General features: G+C 57.9%; 10 protein-coding genes. 3 read left to right on the top strand and 7 right to left on the bottom strand.

Annotated elements, in window-relative coordinates; all coding sequences use genetic code 11:
- Nucleotides 1–19: 19 nt before the first annotated feature.
- From ACCC96_RS24660 to acs, 7 genes are all read right to left on the bottom strand, one after another.
- Nucleotides 20–1,000, bottom strand: coding sequence for a GlxA family transcriptional regulator (locus tag ACCC96_RS24660; protein ID WP_007934898.1), 981 nt, complete (start codon nucleotides 998–1,000; stop codon nucleotides 20–22).
- Between the two features lie 112 nt (nucleotides 1,001–1,112).
- A complete protein-coding gene (locus ACCC96_RS24655) occupies nucleotides 1,113–1,877 on the bottom strand; it encodes an ABC transporter ATP-binding protein (RefSeq protein WP_007971015.1) in 765 nt (254 codons plus the stop codon).
- Nucleotides 1,878–1,904: 27 nt separating this feature from the next.
- Nucleotides 1,905–3,017 (bottom strand): succinylglutamate desuccinylase/aspartoacylase family protein, encoded by a 1,113-nt coding sequence (locus ACCC96_RS24650; protein ID WP_413697164.1) that lies wholly within the window; start codon nucleotides 3,015–3,017, stop codon nucleotides 1,905–1,907.
- A 1-nt stretch (nucleotide 3,018) separates the two neighbouring features.
- Complete coding sequence (locus tag ACCC96_RS24645; RefSeq protein WP_018926395.1) at nucleotides 3,019–3,717, bottom strand: ABC transporter permease; 699 nt, start codon at nucleotides 3,715–3,717, stop codon at nucleotides 3,019–3,021.
- Nucleotides 3,714–4,403: an ABC transporter permease gene (locus tag ACCC96_RS24640; protein WP_007934894.1), complete on the bottom strand. Its 690-nt coding sequence runs from the start codon at nucleotides 4,401–4,403 to the stop codon at nucleotides 3,714–3,716. Before ACCC96_RS24640 ends, ACCC96_RS24645 begins: the two co-directional genes overlap by 4 nt.
- A 90-nt stretch (nucleotides 4,404–4,493) precedes the next feature.
- A complete protein-coding gene (locus ACCC96_RS24635) occupies nucleotides 4,494–5,267 on the bottom strand; it encodes an ABC transporter substrate-binding protein (protein WP_204125589.1) in 774 nt (257 codons plus the stop codon).
- A 642-nt stretch (nucleotides 5,268–5,909) separates the two neighbouring features.
- The gene (acs, locus tag ACCC96_RS24630) at nucleotides 5,910–7,865 is read right to left on the bottom strand and encodes an acetate--CoA ligase (RefSeq protein WP_413697163.1); all 1,956 of its coding nucleotides are present in this window, start codon (nucleotides 7,863–7,865) and stop codon (nucleotides 5,910–5,912) included.
- A gap of 367 nt (nucleotides 7,866–8,232) precedes the next feature.
- Between acs and ACCC96_RS24625 the strand changes: the two genes are divergently transcribed.
- The 3 genes from ACCC96_RS24625 (at nucleotide 8,233) to ACCC96_RS24615 (ending at nucleotide 10,857) form a co-directional block, all read left to right on the top strand.
- Complete coding sequence (locus ACCC96_RS24625) at nucleotides 8,233–8,496, top strand: DUF2790 domain-containing protein (RefSeq protein WP_413697162.1); 264 nt, start codon at nucleotides 8,233–8,235, stop codon at nucleotides 8,494–8,496.
- A gap of 182 nt (nucleotides 8,497–8,678) precedes the next feature.
- Nucleotides 8,679–8,951, top strand: a complete 273-nt coding sequence (locus ACCC96_RS24620; RefSeq protein WP_019651757.1) for a hypothetical protein — start codon at nucleotides 8,679–8,681, stop codon at nucleotides 8,949–8,951.
- Nucleotides 8,952–9,606: 655 nt separating this feature from the next.
- On the top strand, nucleotides 9,607–10,857 hold the full coding sequence (locus tag ACCC96_RS24615) for a ribonucleotide-diphosphate reductase subunit beta (protein ID WP_413697161.1): 1,251 nt from the start codon (nucleotides 9,607–9,609) through the stop codon (nucleotides 10,855–10,857).
- The last annotated feature ends 319 nt before the right edge of the window (nucleotides 10,858–11,176 follow it).

Here is an 11,176-nt window from a genome sequence, read left to right as displayed (position 1 = left end):
CCGAGCGTGGAGCACTTGTTCACCCGCGCTCGGACGGCACCGACGACAACTCGAAAGGGCTGCTGCTGCGCCGCTGGTTGCGATCTTCCCTCGGCGTAGCGCCGAAGAAGTTGCGGTAGGCACTGGAGAAATGCGGCCCTGAAGAGAAGCCACACGACAGGCCGATCTGGATGATCGACTTGCTGGTTTGCATCAACATCTGCCGGGCCTTGTTCAGGCGCAGTTCCAGGTAATACTGGCTCGGCACGCGGTTGAGGTATTGCTTGAAGATCCGCTCCAGCTGCCGACGCGATACGCACACATGCTGAGCGATTTCGTCGGTGGTCAGCGGCTCTTCGATGTTGGCTTCCATCAGCAACACCGCCTGGGTGAGCTTCGGATGGCTGGAACCCAAGCGGTTCTGCAATGGAATACGCTGGCGCTCGCCGCCCTCGCGAATGCGTTCGACCACCAATTCTTCCGACACCGCACCGGCCAGTTCGGCGCCGTGATCACGGGCCAGCACGGCCAGCAACAGGTCGAGCACCGACATGCCGCCGCACGCGGTCAAGCGATCACGATCCCAGTCGAACAGGTGACTGGTGGCAATCACCTTCGGGAAACGCTCGGCGAAATCGTCCTGCCAGCGCCAATGCACGGCAGCGCGATAACCGTCGAGCAAACCCAATTGCGCCAATGGGTAAACACCGGCGGACAATCCGCCGATCACACAACCGGCGCGCACCAGTTGTTTCAACGCACTGCTGAGCGGCGGCGCGAGAGAAGTCGGCGGCTCATCGGCGAGCAGGAACAGTTTCTGAAAGTTTTCGAGCTTGCCGGCCCATGGCTCACCGGGCAGTTGCCAGGCGCCGTCGGTCGGCGGTTCGGCCTGCAAAAACGACAATTCGTAAACAACGTCCGGGTGCACACGCTGGGCAACACGCAAGGCCTCCTCAGCCAGCGCAAGCGTCAGAGCTTTAGTGCTGGGCCAAATCAGGAAACCAATTCGATGGGCAGTCATGGCGGGCAATCCGAAACGAAGACAGTGTTAAAGCCGAAGGCGGCTGCAACCAAATTAGACCATCTGGCGCGCGGTGCGCAGCATGACCTAATTTGGTGCGTAACGGGAGCGATTACTTGAGGCTGCCCGAGAGGAATTGTTGCAGGCGTTCCGACTGCGGATTGACCAGCACTTCGCGCGGGTTGCCGCTTTCTTCGACGACGCCTTTGTGCAGGAACACCAGCTGGTTCGACACTTCACGGGCAAAGCCCATTTCGTGCGTCACCACCACCATGGTCCGGCCTTCCTGTGCCAGGGCCTGCATGACTTTCAGCACGTCACCGACCAATTCGGGGTCGAGGGCCGAGGTCGGTTCGTCGAACAGCATCACCTCAGGCTCCATCGCCAGCGCACGGGCAATCGCCACACGCTGTTGCTCGCCACCGGACATGTGCCCTGGGTAGGCGTCCTTACGATGAGCCACGCCGACCTTGTTCAGGTAGTGCTCGGCTTTCTCGCGGGCTTCGGCCTTGGACACACCGAGTACATGCACCGGCGCTTCCATAATGTTTTCCAGCGCAGTCATGTGCGACCACAAGTTGAAATGCTGGAACACCATCGACAGGCGCGAACGCATGCGTTGCAGCTGTTTCGGGTCGGCGGCTTTCAGCGCGCCGTCCTTGTTGGCAACCAGTTTCAACTCTTCGTTGTTGAGCAGAATCTTGCCCGCGTGCGGCTGCTCGAGCAGGTTGATGCAACGCAGGAAAGTACTTTTGCCGGAGCCACTGGAGCCGATGATGCTGATCACATCGCCAGCCGCCGCTTTCAGGGACACGCCCTTGAGCACTTCGTGACTGCCATAGCGTTTATGCAGGTCTTGGACTTCAAGTTTGTACATGCGGTCGGTTCTCACAAAAACAGTCAGTCAGTCGTTGAGCAAGCGCCCGTGACGCAGCGCTTCGCGCCCCGCCACCTTGGCCAGCCAGAAACCGGGTTGGGCGTAACGCAGCCGTTCAATGGCAAACAGCACCCCGGACGTACCAGCACACACCGTGCTGACCCGATCCGCCAGCGGATCGATCACTTCAAAAATCTCGTCGCCGGCTTCAACCCATTCACCGGGTTTACGCAGAAAACTCAGCACGCCAGGATGCGGCGCGAACAGCAATTCGGTGCCTTCGAACGGCATGCCTTCGCACGCGTCTTGCGCAGGCTTGGGCCATTCACCGCCGATCAAGCCTTGCTCGGCGAGGAACGCCAGAATGCCTTCGGCGTGAGCCTTTGCTTCAGCGCGACCGGTATCGGCCTGACCACCCAGTTCGATGGTCGTCGCCAGGCAGGCCAGTGGAATCTGCGCATCCGGGAACAGACGCGACAAACGCAGCCACGGCAGCGAGCACGCTTCGTCAAAGGAACTGCCGCCGGAATCTTCCGCCAGCAGGCCGACCTTGACGTTCAAGTGCGCAGCCAGTGAACGCCAGTGCGACCAGTGTTGCGGCAAGGCGTACATGTGCAGCGCCGCTTCGCAATCGCAATGCAGATCCAGCACCACATCGGCGGTGCAGGCATGGCTGAGCAAGATGCGCTGCATGCCTTGCAACTGGCTGCTCGCCTCTGGCAAAGCCGCCAGGTGATCGCTCATGGCTTGGCGGATGAGTCGAATATTGGCATGCGGATCATCACCCAGATGCCCATCGAGTTCGGCGGCCACCGGCGCACTGAGTTCGACGAAATCCCGGTTGAAGTTCTTACCGCTGCCCGCTTCGAAACGCCCCTGATGATTGCCTTGCAGCAATTGCCCCAGGCCCAATGGATTGGCCACCGGCACCAGTTCGATCACACCGTTGAGCAAGCCTTGGGCTTCGAGTTCGGTCAGGCGCTTTTTCAGCTCCCAGGCCGTGCGCATCCCCGGCAATTCATCGGCGTGCAGACTGGCCTGGATGTAGGCCTTACGCTCGCCAGCGCCGAAGCGGAACACCGAGATCCGGCGTTCACTGCCCAGGTGGCTCCACGGCAAAGCATGATCGATACGTTCCATATCAATGCTTCCGCGGGGCCAGATAGCCCAGCCAGCGGTGTTCGGCCATTTTGAACAGGCGCACCAGAATGAACGTCAGGCACAGGTAGAACGCGCCGGCGGTGATGTAGGCTTCGAACGGCAAGTAGAACTGAGCGTTGACCGTGCGCGCGGCACCGGTGATGTCGATCAGGGTCACGATCGACGCCAGACTGGTGGTCTGCAGCATCATGATCACTTCGTTGCTGTACTGCGGCAGCGCCCGGCGCAGGGCCGATGGCAGCAGGATCCGCTTGTACATCTTGATTCGCGACATGCCCATGGCCTTGGCCGCTTCGATCTCGCCGTTCGGCGTGGCGCGCAGGCTGCCGGCGATGATTTCGGCGGTGTAGGCGCTGGTGTTGATCGCGAAGGCCAGGCACGCACAGAACGAGGCACTGGACAGCCATGGCCAGAGGAAGCTTTCACGTACTGTTTCGAATTGCGCCAGACCGTAGTAGATCAAAAACAGCTGCACCAGCATCGGCGTGCCGCGGATCACGTAGGTGAACAACCAGGCACTCATGTTGACCAGCGGCTGCTTGGAGACGCGCATCAGCCCCAGCGGCAATGCCGCCAGCAAACCGAAGAACAGCGACAGCGCGAGCAGTTTGAGGGTGGTCACCAGCCCGCCAAAGTACAGCGGCAAGGCATCCCAAATGACGTTGTAGTCGAAGATCATAGCTCAGCCGCCCTTACGCCTACCGAGTAGCGCTTCTCAAGATGACGCAATGCCAGCAACGAGACGCTGGTGATCACCAGGTACATCGCCGCCACTGCGAGGAAGAAGGTGAAAGGCTCACGGGTAGCGTCTGCCGCCTGCTTGGCCTTGAACATCATGTCTTGCAGACCCACCACCGAAATCAGCGCCGTAGCCTTGGTCAGTACCAGCCAGTTGTTGGTGAAACCCGGAATCGCCAGGCGAATCATCTGCGGCACCAACACCCGGAAGAACACCTGAAAACTGCTCATGCCGTACGCCATGCCGGCTTCTGCCTGACCCTTGGGGATCGCCATGAACGCGCCACGGAAGGTTTCCGACAGGTACGCACCGAAGATGAAACCCAGGGTACCGATACCGGCGGCCAACGGGTTCAGGTCGATGTAGTCGTCATAGCCGAGCATCGGCGCAACGCGGTTGAGCAGGTCCTGGCCGCCGTAGAAAATCAGCAGGATCAGCACCAGATCGGGAATACCGCGGATCACCGTGGAATACAGATCGCCCAGCCAGGCCAGCCAGCGCACCGGCGACAGACGCAGCGCAACGCCGATCAGCCCCAGGACGATGGCCAGGGCCATGGACGACAAGGCGAGCTGAAGCGTCAGCCATGCGCCATCGAGGATGACAGCCCCGTAGCCTTTCAACATGATTCAGGTCCTCGAAAGTTGGGATGAAAAAATGGCGCAAACCTCAGAGATCCTGTTGCTTGCGCCATTTCGGACTTGTTGCGGGGACGATTACTTGCCGTAGATATCGAAGGCGAAGTATTTGTCCTGGATTTGCTTGTACTTGCCGTTCTCGCGAATGGCCGCGATCGCGGTGTTGATCTTGTCTTTCAGCGCGTCGCCCTTGCGAACCGCGATCCCTACGCCGTCGCCGAAGTATTTGACGTCGGTGAAGGCCGGGCCAACGAAGGCGAAGCCCTTGCCGGCGTCGGTTTTCAGGAAGCCGTCATCCAGCAGGGTAGCGTCTGCCACGGTGCCGTCGAGGCGACCGGCGGCCACGTCGAGGTAGATTTCGTTCTGCGAACCGTAAGGCTTGATCTCGGCACCCAGCGGGGCCAGGACTTCGCGAGCGAAACGCTCGTGGATCGAACCACGTTGCACGCCGATGTTCTTGCCCTTCAGCTCAGACAGGTTTTCGCTGACCTGAGTGCCGGCCTTCATGACCAGGCGAGCCGGGGTGTTGTAGTACTTGTTGGTGAAGTCCACGGACTTCTTGCGGTCTTCAGTGATCGACATGGACGACAGGATCGCGTCGATCTTGCGCACTTTGAGTGCAGGGATCAGGCCGTCGAACTCTTGCTCGACCCACTGGCACTTGACCTTCATCTCTTCGCACAGGGCGTTGCCGATGTCGTAGTCGAAACCCACGATGCTGCCGTCCGGTGCTTTGGAGGCGAACGGAGGGTAAGCCGCTTCGATACCGATTTTCAGAGGTTTTTCATCGGCGAATGTCGGCAGGGACAGCACGGACAGTGCCAGGGCGCCAAGCAGCACGAGTTTCTTCATCTTGGGACTCCATCGGTAAAGGGCAAAAACGGCAGAGTGAGCGACAGCCCAATATGCGAATGGTTAAACCAAAAAGCGGTGCTGCGTCCTAGGAACCGTGCGCTGATTTCAACGCAGGCAACGACGAGCGAGTGATTGGCATTCTAACGACAGGCCAGAAGCCGATATTTCTTCAATGCGACAACAAATTACAGAAGCACCGAGAATGCCGCTTGGGCACGTTGACAGCCCTGCAATTTCATGCAAGAGCAAAAGACAGTGAACCGATCTATGTTGCAAATTGCGGGCCTATTATTGGCAAACCCTTCTAATCCAGCAAGCACAGCGTGGTGTCTAATTTTTTATGCAAGGTTCAGAGGCCCTGAAACGGGGCTTTGCGTTTCCCTATGCCTCGTTATCGGGCGAGCGGTTACACATTCAGTTACTTGAAGGGTGATGGGTAACAGTAGGAAATGGCCCACGGTGGAAGCCGATAATTATTGGTTGAAGATCAACAGCAAAGGATCGCAGCCTTCGGCAGCACCTACAGCTGGAATGCGATCTCTGTAGGAGCTGCCGAAGGCTGCGATCTTTTGATCTTCAACAACAAAAAGCCCCACCAGACTCAACACCTGGCAGGGCTTCGATGACTCCGAATGCTACTTACGCAACATTCATGGTCTTGTGCGTATCAATCAAATGCTGCACCACTCCCGGATCGGCCAGGGTGGAGATATCGCCCAACCCGTCGTATTCCGCCGTGGCGATCTTGCGCAGAATCCGGCGCATGATCTTGCCCGAGCGGGTTTTCGGCAGGCCCGGCGCCCATTGAATGACATCCGGCGAGGCAATCGGGCCGATCTCTTTACGCACCCAGTTCTTCAGCTCCAGGCGCAGTTGCTCGCTCGTCTCTTCACCAGCGTTCAACGTGACGTAGACATAGATGCCCTGCCCCTTGATGTCGTGCGGCACACCGACCACCGCCGCTTCGGCGACTTTCGGGTGAGCGACCATCGCGCTTTCGATCTCGGCGGTGCCCATGCGGTGGCCGGAAACGTTGAGCACGTCATCCACGCGACCGGTGATCCAGTAGTAACCGTCTGCGTCACGACGCGCACCGTCACCAGTGAAGTACATGCCACGGAAAGTCTTGAAATAGGTGTCGACGAAACGGTCATGGTCGCCATACAGCGTGCGCGCCTGGCCTGGCCACGAGTCGAGGATCACCAGGTTGCCCTCGGCAACGCCTTCGATGATGTTACCCAGGTTGTCCACCAACGCCGGCACCACGCCGAAGAACGGCCGCGCTGCCGAGCCAGGTTTCAGCGCGTGAGCACCCGGCAATGGGCTCATCATGTTGCCGCCTGTTTCAGTCTGCCACCAGGTATCCACGATCGGGCAACGGGACTGGCCGACATTCTTGTAGTACCAATCCCACGCTTCCGGGTTAATCGGCTCACCGACTGACCCCAACAGACGCAGGCTGCTGCCATCGGCGCCTTCAACAGCGGCGGTGCCCGACGCCATCATCGCGCGGATCGCGGTCGGCGCGGTGTAGAGGATGTTGACCTTGTGCTTGTCGACAACCTTCGCCACCCGGGTGATGTCCGGATAGTTCGGCACGCCTTCGAACAGCAGCGTGGTCGCACCGTTGGCCAGCGGGCCGTAGACGATATAAGAATGGCCGGTGACCCAGCCGACGTCGGCGGTGCACCAGTAGATTTCGCCCGGGTGGTAGTCGAACACGCGCTCATGGGTCATTGCCGCGTACAGCAAATAACCGCCAGTGGTGTGCTGCACGCCCTTCGGCTTGCCGGTGGAACCGGAGGTATAAAGGATGAATAGCGCTTCTTCGGCGCCCATTTCTTTTGGCGCGCAGACGGTGCCCGCCACTTTCATCAGGTCTTCGTACCAGATGTCGCGATGCTGGTTCCACTTGATGTCGCCACCGGTGCGCTTGCACACGATGACTTTCTGAATGCTGCTGGTTTCCGGGTTGGTCAGGGCGTCGTCGACGTTGGCCTTGAGCGAGATCTTCTTGCCGGCACGAATGCCTTCGTCGGCGGTGATCACCACTTTGGATTTGCAGTCGATGATGCGACCGGCCAGGGCTTCCGGCGAGAAACCACCGAACACCACCGAGTGAATCGCACCGATCCGGGCGCAGGCCAGCATGGCGACCACGGCTTCGGGGATCATTGGCATATAGATGGTCACCACGTCGCCGCGGTGCACATCCTGGCCGCGCAAGGCGTTGGCGAACTTGCAGACTTGTTCGTGCAGTTCGCGGTAGGTGATGTTGCGGCTTTCGGCAGGGTCATCCCCTTCCCAAATAATCGCGACTTGATCGCCACGCTCGGCCAGATGACGGTCGAGGCAGTTGTAGGAAACGTTCAGCGTGCCGTCGGCGAACCATTTGATATCGACATGGTGATCGTCGAAGGACGTCTGCTTCACCGTGGTGAAAGGCTTTATCCAGTCGAGGCGCTTGGCTTGTTCGCGCCAGAAGCCGTCCGGGTTGACGACCGACTGCTGGTACATGGCCTTGTAAGTGGCCTCGTCAGTCAGCGTATTGGCTGCTACCTCGGGACGAACGGGATACAAAGAAGCCGCACTCATCTTTCTTACCTCGGTGGAATAGTTGTTTTTGTATGGCCCCAGTTGTAGCCGGGGCGGGCCTATAGAACCATTCGACGATGGTAGTAACAAGCCCCTACAAAATGTGGCTATACCGCGACGAAGCGCTCAAACCCACTGTTTTAGGGGGCTCGACGATTATTACCAAATCTGCCAAAGGTGTTTATCAAAAGCACAGCTATATGCCCGTCATGCCCAGGCCTAAAATCGGTCTCGCCAACACGGCAACGTGATTAACCCAGTTGCAGCCCCCACGAAGGCAGTTAATCCAAGACTCTTTACTAAAGCTCCACACGCAATCCCAAAAGGATTGCGTGACCCCATTCGACCTCAGAAAGGTAACTTTTAAATGAAAGCTTTATTGGTTCTGGCCCTCAGCAGTCTGTGCGCAACCGCCATGGCAGACGAGGCCCCGACTGATGTCGCACAGCAACAACCCGTCGTCGAGGAATACACCTACTCCACCCACCTGGACATCGCCAAAGTCATCTCGATGAGCGAAGTCCCGAACGTCTGCGAAGTAGTCCCGGCCAAAATGGTCTACGACGACTCCAAAGGTCAGCGGCACATTCTGCGCTACAGCGTCATGGGTAACGGCTGCTCCAACGGCTGATCCGCCCCACTCTTATCCCCCAAGGCTCGACCCATCCTTTTCAAAGACCGATGAAGCGCCGAGCCTTATATCGATTAACTCGATTGCTTTAAGCATATATTTGCACTTTTTAATCAAATTATCTGGCGTAGTATGAATTCCACACCAAGGCACACAACGCCAACGAACCTGGAGCCACTACCATGAAAACCAAACTGATCCTCGCCCTGACCCTTTCCGTCCTGGCCGCCAACACCTTCGCCGCCGATGGCTACGACCGCACTGGCTCGGCTGCTTTCAACGACGCGGCTGTCGCTTCTGACGGTTACGACCACACCGGTTCTGCCTCTTTCGCGGCTGACGGTTTTGATCGTACGGGCGCTGCCAAAGTCGCTGCCGATGGCTCCGATCACATCGGCGCCGCCAAAGTTGCCGCCGATGGTACTGACCGCGTGGGTGCCGCTCGTTTCAGCTGAAACCGGGCGCGACATCACAGCCCGACTTCGGTCGGGCTTAGTTGTGTCTGGAGTGGTTGAAAATCGACCAAAACCACAACATGTAGTGAAAAACAGGGGTTTTTGGTTGTTTTTTGAACAACGCTTTTCAAGACCCTTTGCAGCTCGGAATTGCACACAATCTCGTCCACAAAACCCCGTCTATTGCTCTGCAAGCCCCGCCCCATCTGGCTTGCGCCATAACAGCTGCCCGTAACGGTGCGAACACCCCGGCCTCACCGTCAAAAACCAGCCGAAACAGGCGAAAAAAAAACTTCCTCCGCCAAAGCCCTGTAAACCCTCGCTCCAACCTGAAAACGCCCCTCACCGAGCCCTCCAGGTGCCATTTCGCCGCACCACGGGGCCGAAAATTTCCTTATAATGCGGACTTAAACGGGCCTGCAATATTCCCTTACAGGAGTGAAAAGCCAGTCTGAAGCCCACGCAGAGCGGTTCGCGATCTCTGCGCCCATCAGCGGCTTCGGAACACCCGTACAAAATTCTGTTTATTGCCTGCGTTGTACTGCTGCAACAAACGATTTCCTTTAGATCCAACGCGGCCAGAACCGGCCGTGTGAAAAACCAACCTATCAGTTTTCACACGGGCAACTGGCCCTCACGCAGGAGACGACACGTCATGCTGAGCTGGGACGAATTCGACAAAGAAGATGACGGCGAAGTCGCTGTAAAAGGCGCCAATGCCGGCCACGCTTCTGAAGCCAACATGGACCGCCTCGACAGCGCCGGTGGTGCCGCCGCTCAAGAGGCCCGCGCCGTGACCGCGACGGACTCCGCCGCGATCGCCCGCGCCAAGGCTGCCCTGGATTCCCTCGACGTCGCCGAAGGCCTCGCCGAACTGGAAGGCGCCTCCGCCCGTGTAGCTGTCGATGAAAAGCGCATGATCAACTGCCGCGCCGACCTCAACCAGCTCGTGCCATTCAAATACGACTGGGCATGGCAGAAGTACCTGGACGGCTGCGCAAACCACTGGATGCCACAAGAAGTCAACATGACCGCCGACATCGCCCTCTGGAAAAACCCGGAAGGCCTGACCGACGACGAGCGCCGCATCGTGATGCGCAACCTCGGCTTCTTCTCCACCGCCGACTCCCTGGTTGCCAACAACCTGGTCCTGGCCGTGTACCGCCTGATCACCAACCCGGAATGCCGCCAGTACATCCTGCGCCAGGCCTTCGAAGAAGCGATCCATACCCACGCCTACCAGTACTGCATCGAATCGTTGGCCATGGATGAAGGCGAGATCTTCAACATGTACCACGAGATCCCATCGGTCGCGAAAAAAGCCACCTGGGGCCTGAAATACACCCGTTCGATCTCCGATCCGAAGTTCGAAACCGGCACCATCGAAACCGACAAAGAGCTGCTCCGCAACCTGATCGCCTACTACTGCGTTCTGGAAGGCATCTTCTTCTACTGCGGCTTCACCCAAATCCTCTCCATGGGCCGCCGCAACAAAATGACCGGCGTCGCCGAGCAGTTCCAATACATCCTGCGCGACGAATCCATGCACCTGAACTTCGGCATCGACGTGATCAACCAGATCAAAATCGAAAACCCACACTTGTGGGATGCTGAGATGAAGGAAGAGGCTTCGCAGATGATTCTGCAAGGCACTCAGCTGGAGATCGAATACGCCCGGGATACCATGCCACGCGGCGTGTTGGGCATGAACGCGGCGATGATGGAGGACTACCTGAAGTTCATCGCTAACCGTCGTTTGAGCCAGATTGGTTTGAAGGAAGAGTATCCAGGGACTACGAACCCGTTCCCTTGGATGAGCGAGATTATGGACTTGAAGAAAGAGAAGAATTTCTTTGAGACGAGAGTTATTGAGTATCAGACTGGCGGGGCTTTGAGCTGGGATTGATTCCTGAGCTTGCCGCGATTTGACGATTAAATCGACAAATCGAAATACTAAAAGCCCCGATCTGATCGGGGCTTTTTTATTGAGTAGGAAAATACTTACTCAACTCAACCTTCTCCACTAAAACTCCTACAGCAATGTAAGCGTCCCTGCATCCCACTCCAAACTTCGGCTCGACTGGCTAAGATTGAGATAATCGTAGATAGAGATCTTCAACAAGACCGAGGGATGGTAAGAAGGTCGGCGAGTGTCGGTTGGTATAACGCTTTCAAACCCAATTTGAAATGCGATCAGTGCTCTACAGCAGTAAAGGGCGATTCAT

Origin of the sequence: Pseudomonas sp. Pseusp11, assembly GCF_047304405.1 — a bacterium.
Taxonomy (GTDB): domain Bacteria; phylum Pseudomonadota; class Gammaproteobacteria; order Pseudomonadales; family Pseudomonadaceae; genus Aquipseudomonas.
This window is presented reverse-complemented; position numbering and strand designations above follow the sequence as displayed.